Raw genomic sequence first — 22,746 nt, 5'->3', positions numbered from 1 at the left:
ATCCATGCCCGCCCCCCTCGATGTCTGTATCCGCGGCGCCGGTATCGTCGGCCGCACGCTGGCCCTGCTGCTGGCGCGCGACCGCCTGCGCGTGGGACTCGTGGAGGCGCCCGTGCCCCGCTCCGGCGCGCAGAGCGACGTGCGGGCCTATGCGCTGAACGCCGCTTCGCGCGAACTGCTGCTGCGCCTGCGCGCCTGGCCGGACGAACAGCATGCCACCCCGGTGCGGGCCATGGACGTGCGCGGCGACGAAGGCGGCCGGGTGCAGTTCGATGCGGCGGCCGAGAGTGCACCGGCCCTGGCCTGGATCGTCGAAGTGGAGCCGCTGCTGGCGCGACTGGCCGAGGCCGTGCGCTACCAGCCGCAGGTGGAAGTGCTGTCCGAAGCGCGGCCCGCGGCCCTGACGGTGGTCTGCGAAGGCCGCGCCAGCGCCACCCGGGCCGAGTTCGGCGTCGATTTCCAGGTCACCTCGTACCCGCAGCGCGCCATCGCGGCGCGGCTGGACTGTGAAAAACCGCATGGCCAGGTGGCCCGCCAGTGGTTCACGGACGGCGATGTCACGGCTTTGCTGCCCCTGGGCGGTGCGCAAGGGAACTCGGTGGCGCTGGTCTGGTCTGTCCAGGAGCCGCGTGCCGACGAGCTACTGGCTTTGCCGGCGGCGGAATTCGAAGCGCGGCTGCAGGTGATCACCGGCGACGCGGTCGGCAAGCTGACGCTTTCCTCGGAACGCGCCGCCTGGCCGCTGCAGCGGGCGCTGGCCGACCGCTGGTGCGGCCCGGGCTGGGTGCTGGCCGGCGATGCGGCGCACAACGTGCATCCGCTGGCCGGCCAGGGCCTGAACCTGGGGCTGGCGGACGCCGCGCTGCTGGCGCAGGTGCTGCACGAGCGCGAGTACTGGCGCGAGCTGGGCGACACGCGGCTGCTGCGGCGCTACGAGCGCGCTCGCAAGGGCGACGTGCTGGCGTTAGGCTGGACGACGGATGGATTGCAGCAGCTGTTCGCGCAGCCGGCGGAAGCCTTCAGCCTGCTGCGCAACTGGGGCATGCGCGGTTTCGACCGCAGCGGGCCGCTGAAGCATTGGGCGGTGCGGCAGGCCATGGGCGGCGCATCGAATTTGTTGAGAACGGGAAGACCATGAAATCGATCAAGGGCGCCATCGCGATGGCCCTGCTGGCCGCCGGCCTGGTGGCAGGCGCGCTGCATGCGCAGGCACAGTCGCCGACCAAGGCGAGCGCCGCGGCGCAGGAAAGCGCGCTGCGCAAGAACCTGGAGCAGCGCCTGCCCAGCATCGGCAAGATCGACGAAGTGCGCGCATCGCCCATCGCGGGCCTCTACGAAGTGCGCGTCGGCACCGAGCTGTTCTACTCGGACGTCGAAGGCAATTACCTGGTTAACGGCCAGATCATCGACACGCGCTCGAAGAAGAACCTGACCGAGGAGCGCCAGGACAAGCTGCTGGCCGTGAACTTCGACGCGCTGCCGGTGAAGGACGCCTTCACCATCGTGCGCGGCAACGGCAAGCGCAAGATCGCGGTCTTCGAGGACCCGAACTGCGGCTACTGCAAGCGCTTCGAGCAGGACCTGCAGAAGGTCGACAACGTCACCGTCTACATGTACCTGTACCCCATCCTCGGGCCGGACTCGGTCGAGAAGTCCAAGGCCCACTGGTGCGCCAAGGACAAGGCCAAGACCTGGCAGGACTGGATGGTGCGCAACACGCCGCCGCCCAAGGCCGACGCCGACTGCGACGTGACCGCGCTGACGCGCAACCGGGAACTGGGCGCCAAGCACAAGATCACCGGCACGCCGACCCTGATCTTCGCGGACGGCACGCGGGTCCCCGGCGCCATCGGCGCGGCCGACCTCGAGAAGCTGCTGGCGAGCAAGTGAGCGTGCGTCCCGCCGCCGGGCCGCACTACCGGATCGAAGCGGCCGATCCCGCCGCGCACCTGTTCCACGTCACGCTGACCATCACGCAGCCGCAGGCCGCGCAGAAGGTCGCGCTGCCGGCGTGGATCCCGGGCAGCTACCTGGTGCGCGAGTTCGCGCGCCACCTGCTGAAGCTGAGCGCGCGCCAGGACGGCAAGGCGGTGGCGGTGCAGCAGCTGGACAAGGCCACCTGGCAGGTCGAGTGCGTGCCTTCCAGCCCGCTGGTGCTGGTCTACGAAGTCTACGCCTTCGACAACTCGGTGCGCGCGGCCTGGCTGGACAGCCAGCGCGGCTTCTTCAACGCCACCAGCCTGTGCCTGCGCGTGCACGGCCAGGCGCAGGAAGCGCACGAGCTGGAGCTCGTCGCGCCGCGCGCCTTTCCGCACTGGGAAGCGGCGACCGGCCTGGAGCCGCTGAAGACCGGCAAGCGCGGCTTCGGCACCTACGCGGCCGCCGACTACGACGAGCTCGCCGACTGCCCGGTGGAGATGGGGCCGTTCTTCAGCGCCGAGTTCCGCGCGGGCGGCGTGCCGCACCGCGTAGTCGTGGCGGGAGCCGCCGCCTCCTTCGACGGCGAGCGGATGGTGGGCGACATGCAGAAGATCTGCGAGGCGCAGATCCGCTTCTGGCACGACCGCAAGCGCCCGCCCTTCAAGAGCTACCTGTTCCTGCTGAACGTGGTGGACGACGGCTACGGCGGCCTGGAGCACCGCAATTCGACGGCGCTGATCGCCTCGCGCCGCGACCTGCCGCGTGCCGGCGAGACCCGCATGAGCGAGGGCTACGTCACGCTGCTGGGCCTGATCAGCCACGAGTACTTCCACACCTGGAACGTCAAGCGCCTGCGGCCGGCCGAGTTCGCGCAGTACGACTACACGCGCGAGAACTACACGCAGCTGCTGTGGTTCTTCGAAGGCTTCACCAGCTACTACGACGACCTGCTGCTCAAGCGCGCCGGCCTGATCGACGAAGCGACCTACCTGAAGCTGCTGACCAAGACGGCCAACCAGGTGCTGCAGACGCCGGGCCGTGAAGTGCAGTCGGTGGCGCAGGCCAGCTTCGACGCCTGGGTCAAGTACTACCGGCAGGACGAGAACACGGCCAACGCCACCGTCAGCTACTACACCAAGGGCGCGCTGGTCGCCCTGTGCTTCGACCTCACGCTGCGCGCCGAAGGCCAGGCCAACCTCGACCAGGTGATGCGCGCGCTCTGGACGCGCTGCAAGGCCGGCCCCATGGCGGAAGCCGATTTCGCCGCGGTGCTCAAGGAACTGGGCGGGCGCGGCTACCACCGCGAGCTGGCCAGCTGGGTCCACGGCGTGCGCGAGCTGCCGATGAAGGAACTGCTGGAGCAGCAGGGCGTGGCCGTGATGGAGGAACCGTCGCAGCTGCAGCAGCGGCTGGGCGTGCGCGTCACCGAAACCAGCGGCATCGTGCTGAAGAACGTGCTGCGCGGCGGCGCGGCCGAACAGGCCGGCCTGGCGGCGAACGACGAATTCGTCGGCGTGGAAGTGGCCGGCGTCGCCTGGCGCCTGGCCAAGCTCGACGACCTGCTGCTCTATGCGGGCAGCCATCGCAAGGTGACCGCCATCGTCGCGCGCGACCGCCGCCTGCTGCGGCTGGAACTCAACCTGCCGGCCGGCGTGACGACCTGGCGGCTGGTGATGCGCGACGCCGCGCGTGCGCAATCGTGGCTCGGCCCGCAAAACTGACGCTCTGGCTGCTGCTGGGGCTCGTACTCGTCCTGCACCTGGTCGGGCTCGAATGGGTCGCGCGCCGGCGCGAAGGCCTGTCGCTGCTGGAAGCCATGGCGCCGCCGATGTACACGCGGCTGCTGCAGCCGGCCGAACCGCCGCCCGTGGTGGCGGAGGCCGTTCCGCCGCCCGCTCCCAAGCCGAAGCCGCGCCCCACCGTCGCCATCAAGCCGCGGCCCAAGGCCTCCGAACCCAAGGAAGTGGCAAAGCCGGACCCGGCGCCGGAGCCGCCGCCGCAGGTGGCCGAAGCGCTGCCCGAGCCCCCGCCTTACGAACCGGGCCTGACCGACGTGGAAATGCCCGCCCTGGCGCCGCAAGCTGCCGCCTCGGCGGCCGCGGTGCCGGCGAGCGCGCCGGCTTCCTCCGCGGCCGCGGTGGCCGGCGCCACCTGGCCCGCCGACACGCGCCTGTCGTATCAGCTGGGCGGCGAGTTCCGCGGCGGCCCCTTGTACGGCGATGCGCAGGTGCAGTGGCAGCGCAATGAAGACCGCTACCAGGTGCGGCTCGACGTCGAGGTGAAGTTCCTCGCGAAACAGACGATGACCAGCCAGGGCGAGGTGACGCCCGGCGGCCTGATGCCGCGCGCCTACGAGGAGTACCGGCCCGGCAAGCGCCGCGCCGCGAAGTTCGGCGACGAGTTCGTGACGCTGGACAACGGCAAGACGACCCCGCGCCCCCCGGGCATGCAGGACACCGTCAGCCAGTTCGTCGACCTGGCGCATCGCTTCGCGACCGGCCGCGACGTGCTCGAAGTCGGCCGCGTCATCACCTTGCCCCTGGGCCGGCCGGGCGCGGTGGACCACTGGACCTACGACGTCGTGGAGAAAGAAATCCTGCGCACGCCCAAGCTCGGCGCGGTGGAAGCCTTCCACCTCAAGCCCCGGCCCATCGCCAATGCGCGCGGCAACATCTACGCGGAGATGTGGTTCGCGCCCAGCCTGCAGTACCTGCCGGTGCGCATCCAGGTGCGGATGGGAGATGTCGACTACCTCGACCTGATCGTCGAGAAGATCGAACAGTAGGCTGCGTCCTAGCCCAGCTCCTTGCGGTCGGACTCGCACCACTTGCGCTCGTCCTCGGGCACCTGGCCGTAGCAAGCCAGCGCCTCGCGGCGCTGCGTGTCGAAGGCCTCGGCGTCGCCGGCCGCGCGGTGCGCCAGCGCCAGCACCGCATGGCCGAAGAAGAGCTCGAAGGGCGGCGCGCCATTGCGCTTGCACACGCGCACGCAGCGCTCGGCCGACTGCACCGCGGCAGCGGCCTGGCCGGCTTGCAGGCGGCTGCGGGCCAGGCGGTATTCCGCCCTTTCCTCTTCCAGCCAGGTGCCGGCCAGCTTCCAGTACTGCAGGCCGCCTTCGGCGGCCGTCAGCATGCCCTGCGTTTCGTAGTCGCTGCGCCCGCTCTTTTCTTCGAGGGCGGCGGCGAGGTTGTTGCCGCCGACGGCCAGCGAACGGATGGCTGGAGCCGCCAGTGCGGTGCTGGAGCGCGCCGTGCGCAGTGCCATGGTGTAGCTGTCGACGGCGCGTGCGAACTCGCCGCGCCCCGCGAGTGCGGAGGCAGCGGTGGCAAGCGCGGACACGGCGTCGTCCGTGGACAAGGTGTCGATCGCCGTCGGATCGCCGGCGCCGTAGCGCAGCGCCGCGATGCCCACGGCGACGGAGCGCGTGCCGGCCGCGACGTGGACGACGCCGAGCTGCCGCAGCGACTCGAGGATCTCGGCGCCGCTCTCCCACTGCGCGAGGTGCTCGCCGTAGACGTGGGTCACCAGTTGCGCGTAGGGCGCGACCTGGTCGGCGGCCGTGACCAGGTGGGTGGAGGCGGCCAGCAGTTCCGCGACGTCCTCGGGACTGTCGCCATGCTCCGCCCAGCCCGTCTTCAGGAACTCTTCCAGGCCCATGCTTCCCCTCCCGAGCCGCGCGGGCTCAACGCTGGTCGATGACCCGCTTCGCCTTGCCCAGGCTGCGCTCGATGCCGCCACTCGGTCGCAGCTCGATGCGCGCGCTGGTTCCGATGTAGGCCTTGATTTCGTGCGCTAGCCGGTCAGCCGCGGCGAGGACGTCGCTGCCTTCGTGGTGCAGGCCCTGGCCCGCCTCCACGCAGACGGTCAAGGCATCGAGCGGCCCTTCGCGCGTGAGGATGCACTGGTAGTGCGGCGCCAGCGCGGCCTGCTTCAGGATCAGCTCCTCGATCTGCGTCGGGAACACGTTGACGCCGCGGACGATCATCATGTCGTCGCTGCGTCCCGTGATCTTCTCCATGCGGCGCATGGTGCGTGCCGTGCCGGGCAGGAGGCGCGTGAGGTCGCGCGTGCGGTAGCGGATGATCGGCAGCGCCTCCTTGGTCAGGCTGGTGAAGACCAGCTCGCCCAGCTCGCCGTCCGGCAGCGGCTCGCCGGTTTCGGGATCGACGATCTCCGGATAGAAGTGGTCCTCCCAGATGGTCGGGCCGTCCTTGGTCTCCACGCATTCGTTGGCGACGCCCGGGCCCATCACTTCCGACAGGCCGTAGATGTCGACCGCGTCGATGCCCATGCGCTGCTCGATGTTGGCGCGCATGTCGTTGGTCCAGGGTTCGGCGCCGAAGATGCCCAGGCGCAGGCTGCTTTCGCGCGGGTCCAGGCCCTGGCGCTCGAATTCGTCGGCAATGGCCAGCATGTAGCTGGGCGTGACCATGATGATGTCGGGCCGGAAGTCGGTGATCAGCTGCACCTGGCGCTCGGTCTGGCCGCCGCCGAAGGGCACGACGGTGAGGCCCAGCTTCTCGGCGCCGTAGTGCGCGCCGAGGCCGCCGGTGAAGAGGCCGTAGCCGTAGCTCACGTGCACCATGTCGCCCGGCCGCGCGCCGGCGGCGCGGATGCTGCGCGCCATCACGCCGGACCAGGTCTCGATGTCGTTCTTCGTGTAGCCCACGACCGTCGGCTTGCCGGTGGTGCCGCTGGAGGCGTGGATGCGCACGCACTGCTGGCGCGGCACCGCGAACATGCCGAAGGGATAGGCGCCGCGCAGGTCCGACTTGCCGGTGAAGGGAAACTTGCGCAGGTCGGCCAGGCTCGTGCAATCCTCCGGCCGCACGCCGGCCGCATCGAACTTGGCGCGGTACACCGGCGAGTTGTCGTAGGCATGGCGCAGCGTCGCCTTCAGGCGCTTGAGTTGCAGCGCGCGCAGCTCGTCGACGCTTGCCTTCTCGATGGGTTCGAGCGGAAATGCCTTCATGCCGAGCCCTCCCCGGCGACGATGCTGCCCTGGATGCTGGCGCTCTTGCCGCGGAACAGGGCCACCGTCTCGCCGCGCTGGTTGGTGACCTTCATGTCGTAGATGCCGTGCCGGCCCTGCAGCACCTGCTCGATGCCTTCGCAGGTGAGCACGTCGCCCGCATGCGCCGGCTTGAGGAACTCGATGCTGGCGCCGGCCGCCACCGTCACCTTGTTGTGGCTGTTGCAGGCATAGGCGAAGGTGGAATCGGCCAGCGTGAAGATGAAACCGCCGTGGCAGATCTTGTGCCCGTTCAGCATGGGCTCGCGCACCGCCATGCGCAGCACCGCGCGCCCCGGCTCGCAGGCCAGCAGCTCGATCTGCATGAAGTCCTTGACCGCCGCGTCGACGGCGTACATCGCCTGGCCGACGCGTGCGGCGAGATCTCGCGCATCCATGCTCACTCGCCCTTGAACTGCGCGGGGCGCTTCTGCAGGAAGGCCGTCACGCCTTCGATGTAGTCGTGCGTCTTGCCCAGCCCGGACTGCGTGTCGCGCTCCAGGTCCAGCTGCTTGTCGAGGTCGTTGGAGGCGGCGGCGCGCAGCAGGTGCCGCGTTTCGGTCAGCGCCTTCGTCGGCATGGTGGCGAGGCGCTCCGCCAGCTTCATCGCGGCGGCGACGCAATCTTCGCCCTCGGGCGCCACGTCCCAGATCATTCCCCACTCCTTCGCCTCCTTGGCGCTCAACTTGTCGCCCAGCATCGCGCAGCCCATGGCACGCGCGAGCCCCAGCTTCTTGATCAGGAACCACGAGCCGCCGGCGTCGGGGATCAGGCCGATCTTGCTGAAGGCCTGGATGAAGCTGGCGCTGCTGGCTGCCACGGCGAGGTCGCAGGTCATGGCGAGCGATGCGCCCGCGCCCGCGGCCACGCCGTTCACGGCCGCAATGGTCGGCACGCGCAGCGCCATCAGCTTGCGCACGGTCGGATTGAAGGCCTGGTCGATGATGGGACCGGGATTGGCGCGCTCCACCAGGCCGGGGCCGGGGGCGAAATCGAATTCGGCGAGGTCGGCGCCGGCGCAGAAGCCGCGGCCCGCGCCGGTGATGACGGCCACGCGCACGGCCTTGTCGCCGTTGATCTCGTCCAGCACGGCCCACAGGTCGTGGTGCATCTGGCGCGTGAAGCTGTTGAGGGCCTGCGGCCGGTTCAGGGTGACGAGCGCGACGGCGCCGCGCTTCTCGTGGAGGACGGTGGCTTCGGTCATGGCGTGGAATCTAGCATCGGGGCCGCGCGGCCTGCCCGGCAATTTCCCTTGGTTGCCTTGGTTATAGTCGCCGCAAAGGAGATGCCATGAGCCACGAATTCATCACCGTGCACACCGAGGCCGGCAAGGTCGGCGTGGTCACGCTGAACCGCCCGCAGCAATTGAACGCCCTCAACGATGGACTGATGGATGAGCTCGGCCAGGCGCTGCAAGCCTTCGACGCCGATCCCGCCATCGGCTGCATCGTCGTCACCGGCAGCGAGAAGGCCTTTGCCGCCGGCGCCGACATCAAGGCGATGGCGAAGTACGCGTACGCCGATGTCTACGGCCGCGACTTCATCACGCGCAACTGGGAAACGATCCGCAGCGTGCGCAAGCCCGTGATCGCCGCGGTGGCGGGCTTCGCCCTCGGCGGCGGCTGCGAGCTGGCCATGATGTGCGACTTCATCATCGCCGCCGACAACGCGAAGTTCGGCCAGCCCGAAATCAAGATCGGCATCATTCCCGGCGCCGGCGGCACGCAGCGGCTGCCGCGCGCGGTGGGCAAGAGCAAGGCGATGGACATGGCCCTCACCGGCCGCATGATGGACGCCACCGAAGCGGAGCGCTCCGGCCTGGTCAGCCGCGTGGTGCCGCTGTCCAAGCTGATGGAAGAAACGCTGGGCGCCGCGCTCCTGATCTGCGAGCAGGGCCAGCTGGCGGTGCTGGCCTGCAAGGAGGCGGTGAACCGCGCCTTCGAGAGCGGCCTGTCCGACGGCGTGATGTTCGAGCGCCGGCTGTTCCACTCCATGTTCGCGACGGCGGACCAGAAGGAAGGCATGGATGCCTTCCTGAACAAGCGCAAGCCGCAGTTCCAGAACAAGTAGGGTGGGTTCGCGGCAACGACCCCACCGTTCGCTGCCTATCGATTCAACAGCCTCTCCGCTTCGGCGCGCAGCGCCGCCGCCGTCGCTTCGTCCGCGCGCAGCAACTGCGCGCGTTGCGCGTCGCCCTGGGGCAGCAGGCGCCACCCGTCTTCGGTCCACTCCAGCACCCCTTGCGCGTCGAGCTCCAGCCGCAGCGTTCCCACCGCCAGCGCCGCGGGTTCCCGCGGCGCCGAGAGGATGCGCGCGATCAAGGCCGGCAAGCCTTCGGCCTGCGCGCGCGGCACCAGCACGCTGCGATCCGCGCTGCTGATGCGCACCTGGGTCCAGGCCGGATTGGGCGCGGCTGCGAAGCGTGAAGTCATCGCCGGCGCGGCGGCAGCTGGCGGCGGAGGCGGCGCTGGGGCGGCGACAGGCGGTGGGGGTGGCGGTGCTGCCTTCGCGAGTTCCTGGCGTGCCGCGGACCCGGCCGCGGCATCTTCCCGCGCGCGGCTCTCGCTGCTTTCGCGCGCGCGCGCGGCATCCGCGGCGGGAGGCGCGGCCGCCTCCGCCTTGGGCTGCGGCGGGGTTGCGCGGCGTGCGGGCGCAGCTGCGACTTGGGGCGCCGGCGCCGGTGCGGGCGTCACGGCGGGAGCCGGCGGCGGCGCCGGCGCCGCCGCGGGTGCAGGTGCAGGTGCAGGTGCAGGTGCAGGTGCAGGTGCGGGCGCGACCGGCGCCGGTCGAGCCGCCACGCGCGCGTGCTCCCGTGCCCCCGGCACCTCCTGCCCCTGCCAGATCACCACCACCAGCGTGGCCACCAGCACGCTGGCCAATGCCGCCAGTCCCGATGGCGAACGCGAGCTTCCCGCCGCGGTCCACCAGCGCCGCCACGCAGGCTGCACCGCCTGGTGCGCCGCGCCGCGGATCGCAACCCGCACGCGCGCGGGTGGCTGCAGGCCCGCGTCGGGCGCCTGGTCCAGCGCCTGCCGCAGGCGCGCGTCGCGCAGTTCGGTCATCGCGCGGGCTCCAGCACGTCCAGGTAAGCGCCCATGCAGCCGCGCAGCTTCTTCAGCGCGTAGCGCAGGCGGCTCTTGGCCGTCTCGAAGGGCAGCGCGAGCCGCTGCGCCAGGTCTTCGACGCTGGCGCCGTCCTCGTGGTGCAGCAGGAAGGCGGCGCGCTGCGCGTCGGGCAACGCGTCGAGGCAGTGCAGCAGTTGGGCGCCGGCCGCGCGCCAGAAGGCAAGGTCCTCGCTGGAGGGCGAGAGCCTTCCGGCCTGCGCGGCCAGCCAGTCCAGCGGCGCATCGCCCTCTCCATCGTCCTCCGGGTGCACCGCGACTTCGCGGCCGGCAACGCGCAGGCGATCCATCGCGGCGTTGTGCGCGATCGTGAAGGCCCAGGTGCGCCACGCGGCGCCCTGCGGCTGGAAGCTCGCGCGGGCGGAGACGATGCGCAGCCAGGCGTCCTGGAAGACTTCGTCGGCCTGGGCGGAAAGGCCCGCGCCCAGCAGGCGCCGCACGAAGCGGTACAGGCCTGCTTCGTGGCGGGCATAGAGCTGGTCGAAAGCCGCGGCGTCGCCCCGGGCATAGGCCAGCATCAGTTGTTCGTCCGGCATGTCGCTGCGGCTGTCGGGCATGAGGGGATTCTCACATCACGTTCTACGGGGGCCGCGCGGCATCGGGGTTAAACCCGGGCGAAATCAATGACCCCGCCCGCGCGGCTGCGCCGTTCAACCGCCATGTCCAACCCTGGAGTGGCCATGAAGACCTCCCCCGTCCGCCGCCGCGCGACCGCGCTGCTTTGCCTCGAACTGCTGCTGGTGTCGGCCAGCGCGAGCGCCCATCCGCCGATGTGGCCCGAACCGAAGCCGCAGCCCGTGCCGGCGATCTTCCCGCCCATCCCCGTACCGCCGCGCAATGCGCCGAACTTCCAGGCGCCGTCGGCGCTCGATTGCGCCCGGCCGGTTACCACGCGGGAGGTGCCGGGCCGCGCGGAGGGCGGCCAATCCGCGCGGCGCGAGGAACTCGCCAAGGCCGCGCCCGATGCCCGCGGCGCCGCGGAATCGCGCTTCGCCGATGCCGCACGCCCGCGCAGCGAGGCCGCACCCGCAGCCGCCGCCCGCGCGCTGCCCGCACCGCCGCCCGCCCCGGCCGCAGCGCCGCGCCCGGTGCAGCCGGAGTTCGTCCCCGACGACGGGCGGCCGATGCAGCCGCAGTTCGCGCCGCAGGCCGTCGTGACCGCCGGCGTGGTCGACGACAACGCCGACTTCGCGTCCTACCTGGCTTTCCGCGACCGCACCCGCGTGCAGCACCGGCCGGTCGACGTGCGCGAGCGCTACCTGCTGGAAGTGAAGGACGCGCGTGGCCGTCCCGCGGGTGACGCGGAGGTGGCGGTGCAGGCGGCCAGCGGCTACGCCTTGTGGGCGCGCACCGATGCCGGCGGCCGTGCCTGGCTGCATCCCGATGCCTTCGACCCGGCGCGCTCGCAGCAGTACGAGGTGCTGGCGCGCAAGGACGGCCGCCTGGCCTCGGCCCGCCTCACGCGCGGCCAGAAGAGCGCGGTGGAAGTGGTGCTCGACACGCGCGCTGCCCGCGCCCGCGCCCGCCTCGACCTGGTCTTCCTGGTCGATGCCACCGGCTCCATGGGCGACGAGATCGACAAGCTGAAGGCGACGCTGCGCACCATCACCGCCGAGGTCGCGCGCCTGCCCAGCCGCCCCGACATCTGCCTCGGCCTGGTGGCCTATCGCGACCGCGGCGACGCCTTCCTGCTGCGCAGCCACGACTTCACCAACGACGTGTCCGGCTTCCTGCGCGATGCGCTCGAGCCGCTGCAGGCGGGCGGGGGTGGCGACTATCCGGAATCCATGAATGAAGGCCTGCACGAGACCGTGCACCAGCTCAGCTGGCGCGGCGACGGCGCGACCCGGCTGGTCGTGCTACTGGCCGATGCGCCGCCGCACCTGGACTACGGCGGCCCGTATTACGACGAGGCCATGGCCGCCGCGCTCGGCAAGGGCATCAAGGTCTTCGGCGTCGGTGCCAGCGGGCTGGACAAGCAGGGCGAGTACATCCAGCGCCAGATCGCCCAGTACACCGGCGGCAAATTCGTCTTCCTGACCTACCAGGACGCCCGCAACCCGGGCGGCGGCCCCGGCCGGGAGACGACGCACGACGTGCAGAACTATTCGGTGGACACCCTGGACCGGCTGATCGTCCGGCTGGTCACCGAAGAGCTGGCCAAGGCCGACTTGCGCTAGGGTCGTGGAGCTTTGCTACAATGGAGGGCTTGGCGCTTTAGCTCAGCCGGTTAGAGCGACGGAATCATAATCCGCAGGTCCGGGGTTCGAATCCCTGAAGCGCCACCAGACCCCCGAAAACCCGCACCAGCTCGAGCTGGTGCGGGTTTTTTCCTTCCGGCCCGGCAAAAGAAGCGCACACTAGGTTCACGCCGCCAGCTTGGCTGGAGGCAAGGTTGGGCCATGCACGAATTCCTGATCAACAACCGAGCGGAGCTCATCGAGCGCTGCAAGGCGAAGGTCGCTCTCCGGCCCCCACGCGCCGCCACGCCCGAGCAATTGAAGAACGGCATTCCGCTTTTCCTGGAGCAGCTCACGCGCACGCTCCAGGCGGAATCCGAAGGCGAGCGCGGCGAGAGCCTGCGGATCTCGGGGGCGTCCGGCGGCGGCTCCACGAGCGCCGTGTCGGAAATGGGCTTGAGCGCCACCGCGCACGGCAAGCAACTGCTGGAACTCGGCTACTCCGTCGACGAAGTCGTGCACGGCTATGGCGACCTGTGCCAGGCCATCAGCGACATGGCCGTCGAGCGTGATGCGCCGTTCCTCGTGGACGAATTCCGGACGCTGAACCGCTGCCTGGACAACGCCATCGCCGAAGCCGTCACGGAGTTCAGCACCTTGCGCGACGTGGCCACGGCGCGCCGCTTCTCGGAGGAAGCCAACGAGCGGCACGGATTCCTGCTGCACGAACTGCGCAACTCCCTGCATACCGCCACGCTGGCGCTCACGGCGCTGGAAACCGGCAAGCTGCCGATCGCCGGTGCGACCGGTGGCGTCTTGCGCCGCAGCCTGGTCGCGCTGACTTCGCTGGTGAAGCATGCGCTGGACGAAGTGCGTGTCGCCGCCGCACTGTCGGACGACAAGGAGGTCTTCTCGCTGGCCTCCTTCCTCGCGGATGCCGGCAGCGCGGCCCTGCTCGATGCGAATGCGCGCGGCTGCTCCTTCGTCGTGCGCAACACCATCGACCCGGACATCGAGATCAAGGGCGACCGCCAGCTGCTGCTGGGCGCGGTGATGAACCTCGCGCAGAACGCCTTCAAGTTCACGCGCCCCGGCACCGAGGTCCTGCTGAACGCCCACGCGAGCGGCGACGGCATGGTGTCGATCGACGTCGAGGACCGCTGCGGCGGCCTGCCGCCGGGCGTGGCGGAAGTGATGTTCACGCCGTTCGTGCGCCGGCATGGCGACAAGAGCGGGCTCGGGCTCGGACTTTCCATCGCGCGGCAGAACGTGGAAGCCGTCGGCGGCACCCTGACCGTGCGCGACCTGCCCGGTCAGGGCTGCGTGTTCACGATCCGACTTCCCCGCTACCAGGGCGAGGTGGTGCCGGGAAAGACGCCGGCGCCTGCGTCCTCCTGAATCAGGGCCACAGCGCCCGCACCAGCTGCGCCAGCCGCGCCCCCGCCTTCACCACCTGCTCCCGCTGCGCCGGCGTGCGGACCTCGTCGGCGTAACCCGCTGGCAAGGTCGTCGCGTGCTGGTGGGCCGGGCTTTCGGGCGCGTACTGTAGCCCGGCATAGGCCTTGGCACCCAGCCGCAAGCTCTCGGTGGCCCAGGCCGTGGACCAGGTCGACAGGTCGCCGGTCGTCTTCGCCACCGCCCGCGCCTGCTTGAGTACCGCCGCCGGCGGCTGGTCCCACGGCACCGCGCCGTGGACGTTGTCCCAGTCGCCGTGCATCTTGATGGTCTTGGGCACGCCGCCCTGCACCACCTGCAGCAGCAGGTCGTTGCCGCCGTGCGTCTCGCTGCGCGGGTCGAAGCTGCCTTCGTCGGGATCGACGACCTTGCCCTGCCGGTCGACATAGACCGCGGCCACGTGCAGCGGCTGGTGGATGTCGCCGACGTAGTGCGCCAGCAGCCGCAAGGCCTCGCGCTTGCCGGCGATGTGGAAGGGCGGCGCGGGGGCGCGGTCCTGCAGCACGGCCAGCGCCGCATTGATGGCCGCCACCAGGTCCTGCTCGCTGGTGCCGACGTAGCCCGCGCGGTATTCGCTGCGCTGGATGGCCACGTCGGTGTAGTGGTACTGCTTGTGGCAGGACTCGGTGTTGTGCGGTGACGTGCAGTTGGCGTGATTGCGCCGCACGAAGGCCTCCATCTGCTTCTGGCTGGCCGGGTTCTCGTAGATCGCGCATTCGGGGAAGGCGCCGGCGCCCTGGTACTGGAAGGTGGTGGTGCTGACGCCCTTGGCGCAGTCCGCCCACACGGCGGCCGTGCGCAGGTTGCTGCCGAGGATCTTGCGCACTTCGATGGCCGCGGGCGTACCCGCGATCAGGCGGTCGGCAATCGTCCCCACGGCGCGGTGGCCGGCGGCGTTCCAGGCGCCGGCCTGGGCGGCGGCGAGCAGGCCGGCTGCCGCCAGGGTGGTCTTGCGTAGCTGCTTCATGGGCAGGCCCTCCGTGTCTGCAGACAGGCTAGGACGCGCACCGCGCAGCCGCATCCTCCAACGAGGCTAGGGCCAGGATGTGCTGCTGCATGCGAGGAATCGCTTTTCGTCTCCCGGCAGGAACACCTGGATCGCTTCCGTCTGCGGCAGGCCCGCCTGCTGGGGTGGCGGGCAGGCCGCCACGCTTTGTCCCGGACCCAGGACCAGGGGCGTGCCGGGCTGCACGGAGCAGGTGACCAGGCGGTCGAGTGCGCTCCAGCCTTCGCAGATCGCGTACTTGCGCCGGTATTGCTCGCGCGTTTCGACGGGGCGCTCCAGGGACCACCACGCGCCGAACTCGCTGGACGGCCGCGTGGAATCGGCCAGCCGGTAGACGGTGAGCGGCTCCAGCACGACGAAGGTGCGGCCGCCACACAACCTCCCTTGGCCCGGCGGCGCGGTCGCCGCGGCCAGCAAGGCCGCGTCGGGCCGCGCGCCGAGCGCCACCACCACCGGCAGCGTGCCGCGGCAATCCGCCGGAAGCGGCACGGGCGTGCTGACGCATCCGGCCAGGAACAGCGCCGCCGACAGGGCTGGCAACACGCCGCGCATCGCATCATCCTAGGGGCCGCAGCGGCAACCGGCATCGGCGTCTTCCTTAAGCAGCCGGCTGAACGGGATTTCCCGCGTTCACTGCGGCCGAGGTGGACGGCAGACTGGCTTCCATGATCCTCGCCAAGACCACCGCCGGGCAGCAGGCCCTGAAGGACCGCTCGGTTGCGCTCAGCCTGCGCCAGCGCGCCGCCTTGATCCTGGTCGACGGCAAGCGCAGCGTGGACGACATCCGCCAGGCGACCGAGGCCGCGCCGGAGGACATCGCGCAGCTGCGCGAGTTGCAACTGGTGCAGGAGGCGGCCAACGAGCCGGGCCCCCAGCGCAGCGCGCAGGAGCTCTACGCCGCGGCCTATCCGATCGCGGTGCGCCTCACCGGCGAACTGGGCCTGCGCGGCTTCCGCCTCAACCTCGCCGTGGAAGCGGCCCCGAGCTTCGACGCGCTGGTCGACCTGGCGCCGCGGATCCTGGAAGCGGTAGGGGTGGAAAAATTCAGGCCCTTGCATCGCGTGCTGCAGCTCGCCCGCTGAAAACCCCGCACGGGCCGCCCGCCGCGGCGCTTTGCGATAATCCCCCATTCGCGCCGGCGCAACGCCTGCGTTGACACCCCGGGTGCCGTCCCGCACAGTGCCCTTGTCTTTCCCCTCAGCCTCTGGCTCTACCATGAACCGCTGGATCCGACTCGCCCTCGCGGGCCTCTCTTTCGCAACCGTCGCCTTTGCCGCCACGGCCCAGGGCATCGTGCGCGAAGCCCCCCGGGACGTGAAGCCCGGCATCATGGCCGTGAGCGCCACGCCGCCCATCATCACCATGGACGGCAAGGACGACCGGCTGTCCCCGGGCGCGCGCATCCGCGACGTCAACAACATGATGGTGCTCACCGGCGGCCTCGCCAACAAGACGGTCTACACCGTCTACCGCCGCGACGGCTCGGGCCTGGTGCACGAGGTCTGGGTGCTGACCGAGGCCGAGTATTCGAAGCTGGGCGGCGTGAACACCGGCAACCCCGAAGGCTACAAGCGCTTCTACGAGTTCCTGGAACTGATCTGGGCCGCGCGCGCACTGCTGCTGAAGTGAGCCGGCCATGAGCGAAACCAAGCGCAAGGTCTTCATCAAGACCTTCGGCTGCCAGATGAACGAGTACGACTCGGACAAGATGGCGGACGTGATGAACGCGGCCGAGGGCTACGAGCCGACGCAAGACCCGGAGCAGGCCGACCTGATCCTCTTCAACACCTGCTCCGTGCGCGAGAAGGCGCAGGAGAAGGTCTTCTCCGACCTCGGGCGCGTGAAGCACCTGAAGGCCAAGGGCGTGCTGATCGGCGTGGGCGGCTGCGTCGCCAGCCAGGAAGGCGCGGCCATCATCGAACGCGCGCCTTACGTCGACGTTGTGTTCGGCCCGCAGACGCTGCACCGCCTGCCCGAGCTGCTGGCCGCGCGCCAGAAGCAGCAGCGGCCGCAGGTCGACATCAGCTTCCCCGAGATCGAGAAGTTCGACCACCTGCCGCCCGCGCGCGTGGACGGCGCCTCCGCCTTCGTCTCCATCATGGAAGGCTGCTCCAAGTACTGCAGCTACTGCGTGGTGCCTTACACGCGGGGCGAGGAAGTCTCGCGCCCCTTCGACGACGTGCTCGTGGAAGTGGCCGGCCTCGCCGACCAGGGCGTGAAGGAAGTGACGCTGCTCGGGCAGAACGTCAACGCCTACCGCGGGAAGATGGGCGACACGGCGGACATCGCCGACTTCGCGCTGCTGCTCGAGTACGTGGCGGAGATCCCCGGCATCGAGCGCATCCGCTACACCACCAGCCACCCCAACGAATTCACGCAGCGCCTGATCGAGGCCTACGGCAAGGTGCCGCAGCTGGTGAACCACCTGCACCTGCCGGTGCAGCATGGCAGCGACCGCATCCTGATGGCCATGAAGCGCGGCTACACCGCCATGGAATACAAGAGCACGGTGCGCAAGCTGCGCGCGGTGCGGCCCGGCCTGTCGCTGTCCACCGACTTCATCGTCGGCTTCCCGGGCGAGACCGAAGAGGACTTCGCGAAGATGATGAAGCTGGTGGACGACGTCGGCTACGACGCCAGCTTCTCCTTCATCTTCAGCCCGCGCCCCGGCACGCCGGCGGCGACGCTGCACGACGACACCCCGCACGAGGTGAAACTGAAGCGCCTGCAGCACCTGCAGGACGTGCTGGAGCGCAACGTGCAGCGCATCAGCGCGAGCCGCGTCGGCACCGTGCAGAAGATCCTGGTGGAAGGCCCGTCGCGCAAGGACAAGAGCGAGCTGATGGGCCGCACCGAGTGCAACCGCATCGTCAACTTCGCCGGGCCCGCGCGCCTGGTGGGGCAGATGGTCGACGTGACCATCACCGAGGCGCTGCCGCACTCGCTGCGCGCCGAAGTGCGCGTGCGCGAGGCGGCTTAGGCCTCGGCCTTTCTAGGCCTGGGGCAGCTCCGGCGCGAAGGCGCCGCTCCACTCGTCGTCCGTGAGCGAGCGGAAGCTGCGGCAGCCGTTCGCCGTGGAAACGAGCGTCAGCGGATCCGCTTCCAGCGGCTGGACCGAATCCGAGAACTCCAGCCGGGACACGCAGGCTGCGGCCGGGGCGACGCCGGCCTTGCGCAGCAGGCGCAGGACGGCGGCCTGATCACGGGCGGAAAAGGCCAGAAAGGGAACGGTCTTCATGCGTGGGGCGCCTCCAGCCGGTTGCGGCTTTGTTTCAGCAACGGCAGTCTGCGGCGGGCGTTGACCCCCAGCATGCGTACTTGGTATCGGCTGGGTAAAGCGTGGCCCAGCCGGGAAAGTTACCAGCCTGGACGGCCTACTCGATGCGCGCGCCCGACGCCTTGACCAGCACGGCCGCCTGCTCGTAGTCGGCCTTCAGCAGCTGCTGGAACGCATCCGCATTCATGGTGCCGGCCTCCACGCCCAGGTTGTTCAGCCGCTCCTGCACCGCCGGCAGCGCCAGCGCCTTGTTGATCGCGGCATTCAGCTTCTCGACTTCGGCTTTCGGCATCGTCGAAGGCGCCAGCACCCCGATCCAGGAGTCGAACTTGTAGCCCGGCACGCCGGCTTCGGCAACGGTCGGCAGGTCCGGCATGAACTTGCTGCGCGTGGAGCCGGTGTAGGCGAGGATCTTGATGCGCGGGTCCTGCTTGAAGGCGGTCACGCCGATCAGCGAGGAAGTCACGCCCTGCACCCGCCCGGCCAGCACTTCGTTGACCGCGTCGCCCGTGGACTTCATCGGCACGTGCTGCATTTCCACGCCGGCCCGGGCCAGGAAGTAGGCCATGCCCATGTGGGTGGCGCTGCCGTTGCCCGCGGACGCGTAGTTCATCTTGCCCGGCTGCGACTTCAGCAGCTTCACGTACTCGGCCAGGTTGTTCACGCCCAGGTTGCCCGGTGCCGCAATGGCGTAGCCCGAGTTGCCGATGTAGGCGACGCCGGTGAAGTCCTTGATCGGGTCGTAGGCCAGCTTGCTGTACAGGTGACCGGCCAGCGTGTGGCTGGCGGCCGCCAGCACCAGCGTGTTGTTGTCGTTGGCCTTGGCGACCTGCGCGGTGCCGACCGTTCCGCCGGCGCCCGGCCGGTTCTCCACGATCACGGTGGCGCCGAGGATCTGGCCCAGCTCCGCGTTGAAGGTGCGGGCGATCGTGTCCTGCACCGCGCCCGGGCCGAAGGGCACCACCATGTGGATCACGCGCTGGGCCAGCGCGGGCGTGGCCGCGACGGCGGCGAGCAGCAGCGCTACGGCGGCGCTGCGGAAATTGCGGATCTTCATGGACTTCTCCTTCAGGGTTGCGCCAGCCATTGCTGCGCCAGCCGCACGAAGTAGCTGGCGCCGATGGGAATGATCTCGTCGTTGAAATCGAACGAGGTGTTGTGGATGATGCAAGGACCGGGCCCGTGGTCCGGCATGCGGTGGCCGCCGTCGCCGTTGCCGATGAAGGCATAGCAGCCGGGGCGCACGCGCAGCATGTGGGCGAAGTCTTCCGCGCCCATCACGGCCGGGAATTGCTCGTCGACCTGTCCGTCACCCACCACCTCGCGCATCACCTGCGCGGCGAAGCGCGCTTCCTGCTCGTGGTTCACCACCGGCGGCGAAGCGCGGCGGAACATCACTTCCGCGCGGCAGCCGTGCGCCTGCGCCACGCCTTCGGCCAACTGGCGCAGGCCCGCTTCGATGCGGTCGGTGGCGTCGGTGGAAAAGGTGCGCACCGTGCCCCCGACCCAGGCCTCGTCGGGGATCACGTTGGGCGCGCCGGAACCCTGGATCTGGGTCACTGCCAGCAGGGCACGCTGCTCGGAGTTGATGACGCGCGGCACCAGGGACTGCAGCTGCTGCCCCAGGTTGATCACCGCCGCCACCGGATCGATGCCGGTGTGCGGCATCGAGGCATGGGTGCCGCGGCCGTGGATCGTCACCTTCCAGGTATTGCTGGAGGCCATGAGCGCGCCGTGGTTGGTGGCGAAGGTGCCGACGCCGACGGCGAAGTTGTGAAGCGCGAACACCGCTTCGCAGGGGAAGCGCTCGAAGAGGCCGTCCTCGATCATCTTCAGCGCGCCGGCCTTGCCCATCTCCTCGGCCGGCTGGAAGATGAAGTTCACCGTGCCGTCGAAGTCGCGCGACCGGGCCAGGTGCCAGGCCGCGGCCAGCAGCATCGTGGTGTGGCCATCGTGGCCGCAGGCATGCATGCGGCCGTCGTGCCGCGAGCGGTGCGGGAAGTGGTTCTCCTCCTGCAGCGGCAAGGCGTCGAGATCGGCGCGCAGGCCGATGGTGCGCCGGCCGGTGCCGCAGCGCAGCACCCCGACGACGCCGGTCCCGGCGACGCCTTCATGGACTGCCATGCCCCATTCGCGCAGCAGGTCGGCGACGATCTTCGAGGTGCGGTGCTCCTGGAAGCCCAGCTCGGGGTGGGCGTGGATGTCGCGCCGCAGCGCGACGAAGCGGGAGATGTCGGCAAAGGAATCGACCAGGTTCATGGCCTGGAAGTATGCCAACGATCCTCAAAAAGGCATCTTGGGTAATCCGCCCTTGCCACCCAGCCGTTTCATCAGCTTCATCATCCCGCCGCCGCGCATCTTCTTCATCATGGTCTGCATCTGCTCGAACTCGTTGAGCAGCCGGTTCACCTCCTGCACCTGCACGCCGGCTCCCGCGGCGATGCGGCGCTTGCGGGTGGCCTTGATGATGTCGGGCTTGCGGCGCTCCAGCTTGGTCATGCTGGAGATGATTCCTTCCTTGCGCCGGATGTCCCTTTCCGCCTTGTCCATGTCGACGGCGCCGGCCTTGGCCTGCATCTGCGCGGGCATCTTGTCCATCAGGTTCTGCAGCCCGCCCATGCTCTTCATCTGCTGCAGCTGCGCCAGGAAGTCGTTCAGGTCGAAGCCCTCGCCGCTCTTGACCTTGGCGGCCAGCTTCTGCGCGGCCTCCATGTCGACGCCGGCCTGCACCTGCTCCACCAGCGCCACGATGTCGCCCATGCCCAGCACGCGGCCGGCATGGCGGTCGGCGTCGAACACTTCCAGGCCGTCGATCTTCTCGCTGGTGCCGGCGAACTTGATCGGCGCGCCGGTGATCTGCCGCACCGACAGCGCCGCGCCGCCGCGCGAGTCGCCGTCCAGCTTGGTCAGGATGATGCCGGTGAGCGGCAGCGCTTCCCTGAAGGCCTTGGCGGTGTTGACCGCGTCCTGGCCCTGCATGGCGTCGACCACGAACAGCGTCTCCACCGGGTTCAGCACCGCGTGCAGTTCCTTGATCTCGCGCATCAGCGCTTCGTCGATCGCGAGGCGGCCGGCGGTGTCGACCAGCAGCACGTCGAAGTACTGCTTGCGGGCGTAGTCGATCGCCGCGCGGGCGATGTCCACCGGTTTCTGGTCGGGCGTGGAGGGGAACCACTCGGCGCCGGCCTGCTTGGTCACGGTCTTCAGCTGTTCGATGGCTGCCGGGCGGTAGACGTCGCCCGACACCGTCAGCACCTTCTTCTTGCGCTTCTCGATCAGGTGCTTGGCCAGCTTGGCGGTGGTGGTGGTCTTGCCGGCGCCCTGCAGGCCCGCCATCAGGATCACGGCCGGCGGCTGGGCGGCCAGGTTGATGTCGCTCACCCCCTCGCCCATGGTGGCGGCCAGCTCGCGATGCACGATGCTCACCAGCACCTGGCCGGGGTTGAGCGAGGCGACCACCTCCTGGCCCAGCGCCTTTTCCTTGACGCGCGCCACGAAGTCGCGCACCACCGGCAGGGCCACGTCGGCCTCCAGCAGCGCCATGCGCACTTCGCGCAGCATGTCCTGCACGTTCTCCTCGGTGATGCGGGCCTGGCCGCGCATCTGCTTCACGAGCCGGGATAGTTTGTCGCTGAGGGCGGAGGTGGCCATGAATGAGGGGGGTGGAGGGAGTGGGGGTTGCGCCACACGCCATGCGGGCCGTGCGGTCGAGGAGACTAAACTTGACTGCATGATTTTATCCAGTGCGTCCCCGGCCGGCCTGGCGCTGTCCGTGGCGGCGGCCGCGGCCTACGCAGTCCCGGCCGCAGGCTCCGCGCGGCTGAGCGATACGGCGGCCAAGCGCGTGCTGGTGGCCGCCTGGTTCCTGCACGCCGCCGCCCTGGCCTGGTCGCTGCTGGGGGACACGCCCCGCTTCGGCTTCGCGCCCGCTCTTTCGGTGACCGCCTGGCTGGTGCTGACCGTCTACACGGTGGAGCGCCAGCTGTTCCCGCAACTGCAGGCCCGGCTGGCCCTGGCCGGCCTCGGCGCCGCCGCGGTGCTGCTGGCGCTGGCCTTCCCCGGCACGCCCTTGCACGTGAGCACCTCGCCCTGGCTGCCCCTGCATTGGGCGCTGGGCATCGCTTCCTATGGGCTGTTCGCGGCCGCCGTGGTGCACGCCTGGCTCATGCAGCGGGTGGAGCGCACGATCCGCCATGCCGCGGAACCGCAGGCGGGCCTGCCCTTGCTGACGCTGGAGCGCCTGACCTTCCGCTTTGCCACCGCCGGTTTCGTGCTGCTGTCGGCGACGCTGCTGGCCGGCGTCTTCTTCTCCGAGGTGCTGTACGGCCGCGCCTGGCGTTGGGACCACAAGACCGTGTTCTCGGTGCTGTCCTGGATCGCCTTCGCGCTGCTGCTGCTGGGACGCGCGCGTTTCGGCCTGCGCGGCAAGCGCGCGGTGCAGGCGATCTACGTCGGCTCGCTGCTGCTGCTGCTGGCGTACGTCGGTTCGCGCTTCGTGCTGGAAGTCGTCCTGCGGCGGGCCGCGTGATGATGAAATACCTGCTGCTGGCGGCCGTCCTGCTGGTTGCCTACCTGCTGTGGCGCAACGGCCGGCTGGCCGATCGCAATGCCCGCGCCCGCCCACCCGCGCCCCCCGCGCCGCCCGCCGCGGGCCCGCAGGACATGGTGCGCTGTCCGGTCTGCGGCGTGCACCTGCCGCGGCCCGACGCCGTGCCCGGAACCAACGGCGTGCTCTATTGCAGCCAGGAACACCGCATCAAGGGCGGTGCCTGAGC

At 70.0% G+C, this 22,746-nt stretch carries 24 protein-coding genes and 1 tRNA gene; 13 read left to right on the top strand and 12 right to left on the bottom strand.

Going from position 1 to position 22,746, the window contains the following annotated elements:
- Positions 1 to 4: 4 nt before the first annotated feature.
- The 4 genes from LZ009_RS22680 to LZ009_RS22665 are packed head-to-tail and all read left to right on the top strand — an operon-like array spanning position 5 to position 4,705.
- Positions 5 to 1,138, top strand: coding sequence for an FAD-dependent monooxygenase (locus tag LZ009_RS22680; RefSeq protein WP_275700261.1), 1,134 nt, complete (start codon positions 5 to 7; stop codon positions 1,136 to 1,138).
- On the top strand, positions 1,135 to 1,890 hold the full coding sequence (locus LZ009_RS22675) for a DsbC family protein (RefSeq protein ID WP_275700260.1): 756 nt from the start codon (positions 1,135 to 1,137) through the stop codon (positions 1,888 to 1,890). Before LZ009_RS22680 ends, LZ009_RS22675 begins: the two co-directional genes overlap by 4 nt.
- On the top strand, positions 1,887 to 3,641 hold the full coding sequence (locus LZ009_RS22670) for a M61 family metallopeptidase (RefSeq protein WP_275700259.1): 1,755 nt from the start codon (positions 1,887 to 1,889) through the stop codon (positions 3,639 to 3,641). Before LZ009_RS22675 ends, LZ009_RS22670 begins: the two co-directional genes overlap by 4 nt.
- A complete protein-coding gene (locus LZ009_RS22665; RefSeq protein ID WP_275700258.1) occupies positions 3,620 to 4,705 on the top strand; it encodes a DUF3108 domain-containing protein in 1,086 nt (361 codons plus the stop codon). The genes LZ009_RS22670 and LZ009_RS22665 overlap by 22 nt, the downstream gene beginning before the upstream one ends.
- Positions 4,706 to 4,713: 8 nt before the next feature.
- Here LZ009_RS22665 and LZ009_RS22660 read toward each other — a convergent pair whose 3' ends face one another.
- Genes LZ009_RS22660 through LZ009_RS22645 form a run of 4 tightly spaced genes read right to left on the bottom strand, consistent with a single transcriptional unit; the run spans position 4,714 to position 8,135 of the window.
- The gene (locus LZ009_RS22660; protein WP_275700257.1) at positions 4,714 to 5,577 is read right to left on the bottom strand and encodes a hypothetical protein; all 864 of its coding nucleotides are present in this window, start codon (positions 5,575 to 5,577) and stop codon (positions 4,714 to 4,716) included.
- 25 nt (positions 5,578 to 5,602) lie between these two features.
- On the bottom strand, positions 5,603 to 6,892 hold the full coding sequence (gene paaK / locus LZ009_RS22655) for a phenylacetate--CoA ligase PaaK (RefSeq protein ID WP_275700256.1): 1,290 nt from the start codon (positions 6,890 to 6,892) through the stop codon (positions 5,603 to 5,605).
- On the bottom strand, positions 6,889 to 7,329 hold the full coding sequence (gene paaI / locus LZ009_RS22650; RefSeq protein WP_275700255.1) for a hydroxyphenylacetyl-CoA thioesterase PaaI: 441 nt from the start codon (positions 7,327 to 7,329) through the stop codon (positions 6,889 to 6,891). The genes paaK and paaI overlap by 4 nt, the downstream gene beginning before the upstream one ends.
- 2 nt (positions 7,330 to 7,331) lie before the next feature.
- A complete protein-coding gene (locus LZ009_RS22645) occupies positions 7,332 to 8,135 on the bottom strand; it encodes an enoyl-CoA hydratase-related protein (protein ID WP_275700254.1) in 804 nt (267 codons plus the stop codon).
- An 86-nt stretch (positions 8,136 to 8,221) separates the two neighbouring features.
- Between LZ009_RS22645 and LZ009_RS22640 the strand changes: the two genes are divergently transcribed.
- The gene (locus tag LZ009_RS22640) at positions 8,222 to 9,001 is read left to right on the top strand and encodes an enoyl-CoA hydratase (protein WP_275700253.1); all 780 of its coding nucleotides are present in this window, start codon (positions 8,222 to 8,224) and stop codon (positions 8,999 to 9,001) included.
- 35 nt (positions 9,002 to 9,036) lie between these two features.
- On the opposite strand, the gene LZ009_RS22635 is transcribed toward LZ009_RS22640, so the two are convergent.
- A complete protein-coding gene (locus LZ009_RS22635; protein WP_275700252.1) occupies positions 9,037 to 9,993 on the bottom strand; it encodes a hypothetical protein in 957 nt (318 codons plus the stop codon).
- Positions 9,990 to 10,610: a sigma-70 family RNA polymerase sigma factor gene (locus LZ009_RS22630; protein WP_275700251.1), complete on the bottom strand. Its 621-nt coding sequence runs from the start codon at positions 10,608 to 10,610 to the stop codon at positions 9,990 to 9,992. Before LZ009_RS22630 ends, LZ009_RS22635 begins: the two co-directional genes overlap by 4 nt.
- Before the next feature lie 123 nt (positions 10,611 to 10,733).
- On the opposite strand from LZ009_RS22630, the gene LZ009_RS22625 reads away from it, so the two are divergent.
- From LZ009_RS22625 to LZ009_RS22615, 3 genes are all read left to right on the top strand, one after another.
- The gene (locus LZ009_RS22625) at positions 10,734 to 12,233 is read left to right on the top strand and encodes a VWA domain-containing protein (protein WP_275700250.1); all 1,500 of its coding nucleotides are present in this window, start codon (positions 10,734 to 10,736) and stop codon (positions 12,231 to 12,233) included.
- Positions 12,234 to 12,264: 31 nt separating this feature from the next.
- Positions 12,265 to 12,341 (top strand) — tRNA-Met (locus LZ009_RS22620).
- A gap of 114 nt (positions 12,342 to 12,455) precedes the next feature.
- On the top strand, positions 12,456 to 13,631 hold the full coding sequence (locus LZ009_RS22615) for a sensor histidine kinase (protein WP_275700249.1): 1,176 nt from the start codon (positions 12,456 to 12,458) through the stop codon (positions 13,629 to 13,631).
- 1 nt (position 13,632) lies between these two features.
- On the opposite strand, the gene LZ009_RS22610 is transcribed toward LZ009_RS22615, so the two are convergent.
- Both LZ009_RS22610 and LZ009_RS22605 read right to left on the bottom strand, forming a co-directional pair.
- Positions 13,633 to 14,655 (bottom strand): S1/P1 nuclease, encoded by a 1,023-nt coding sequence (locus tag LZ009_RS22610; protein WP_275700248.1) that lies wholly within the window; start codon positions 14,653 to 14,655, stop codon positions 13,633 to 13,635.
- A 66-nt stretch (positions 14,656 to 14,721) separates the two neighbouring features.
- Positions 14,722 to 15,246, bottom strand: a complete 525-nt coding sequence (locus LZ009_RS22605) for a hypothetical protein (protein ID WP_275700247.1) — start codon at positions 15,244 to 15,246, stop codon at positions 14,722 to 14,724.
- A gap of 113 nt (positions 15,247 to 15,359) precedes the next feature.
- On the opposite strand from LZ009_RS22605, the gene LZ009_RS22600 reads away from it, so the two are divergent.
- The 3 genes from LZ009_RS22600 to miaB all read left to right on the top strand — a co-directional run bounded on the left by LZ009_RS22600 (position 15,360) and on the right by miaB (position 17,674).
- Positions 15,360 to 15,776 carry a hypothetical protein gene (locus LZ009_RS22600; protein ID WP_275700246.1) on the top strand — a complete coding sequence of 139 codons (417 nt, stop codon included), beginning with the start codon at positions 15,360 to 15,362 and terminating at the stop codon, positions 15,774 to 15,776.
- Between the two features lie 133 nt (positions 15,777 to 15,909).
- Complete coding sequence (locus LZ009_RS22595; RefSeq protein ID WP_275700245.1) at positions 15,910 to 16,323, top strand: hypothetical protein; 414 nt, start codon at positions 15,910 to 15,912, stop codon at positions 16,321 to 16,323.
- 7 nt (positions 16,324 to 16,330) lie between these two features.
- The gene (gene miaB / locus LZ009_RS22590) at positions 16,331 to 17,674 is read left to right on the top strand and encodes a tRNA (N6-isopentenyl adenosine(37)-C2)-methylthiotransferase MiaB (protein ID WP_275700244.1); all 1,344 of its coding nucleotides are present in this window, start codon (positions 16,331 to 16,333) and stop codon (positions 17,672 to 17,674) included.
- Positions 17,675 to 17,686: 12 nt separating this feature from the next.
- Here the strand turns inward: miaB and LZ009_RS22585 are convergent, their stop codons facing one another.
- The 4 genes from LZ009_RS22585 to ffh form a co-directional block, all read right to left on the bottom strand.
- Positions 17,687 to 17,932: a hypothetical protein gene (locus tag LZ009_RS22585; RefSeq protein ID WP_275700243.1), complete on the bottom strand. Its 246-nt coding sequence runs from the start codon at positions 17,930 to 17,932 to the stop codon at positions 17,687 to 17,689.
- Between the two features lie 136 nt (positions 17,933 to 18,068).
- A complete protein-coding gene (locus LZ009_RS22580; RefSeq protein WP_275700242.1) occupies positions 18,069 to 19,028 on the bottom strand; it encodes a tripartite tricarboxylate transporter substrate-binding protein in 960 nt (319 codons plus the stop codon).
- Between the two features lie 11 nt (positions 19,029 to 19,039).
- A complete protein-coding gene (locus tag LZ009_RS22575) occupies positions 19,040 to 20,230 on the bottom strand; it encodes a M20 aminoacylase family protein (RefSeq protein ID WP_275700241.1) in 1,191 nt (396 codons plus the stop codon).
- 24 nt (positions 20,231 to 20,254) lie between these two features.
- The gene (gene ffh, locus LZ009_RS22570; RefSeq protein ID WP_275700240.1) at positions 20,255 to 21,622 is read right to left on the bottom strand and encodes a signal recognition particle protein; all 1,368 of its coding nucleotides are present in this window, start codon (positions 21,620 to 21,622) and stop codon (positions 20,255 to 20,257) included.
- 79 nt (positions 21,623 to 21,701) lie between these two features.
- Between ffh and LZ009_RS22565 the strand changes: the two genes are divergently transcribed.
- Positions 21,702 to 22,499, top strand: coding sequence for a cytochrome C assembly family protein (locus LZ009_RS22565; protein WP_275700239.1), 798 nt, complete (start codon positions 21,702 to 21,704; stop codon positions 22,497 to 22,499).
- The gene (locus LZ009_RS22560; RefSeq protein ID WP_430300412.1) at positions 22,499 to 22,744 is read left to right on the top strand and encodes a PP0621 family protein; all 246 of its coding nucleotides are present in this window, start codon (positions 22,499 to 22,501) and stop codon (positions 22,742 to 22,744) included. Before LZ009_RS22565 ends, LZ009_RS22560 begins: the two co-directional genes overlap by 1 nt.
- The last annotated feature ends 2 nt before the right edge of the window (positions 22,745 to 22,746 follow it).

Origin of the sequence: Ramlibacter paludis (genome assembly GCF_022012305.1) — a bacterium.
GTDB lineage: Bacteria > Pseudomonadota > Gammaproteobacteria > Burkholderiales > Burkholderiaceae_C > Ramlibacter > Ramlibacter paludis.
This window is presented reverse-complemented; position numbering and strand designations above follow the sequence as displayed.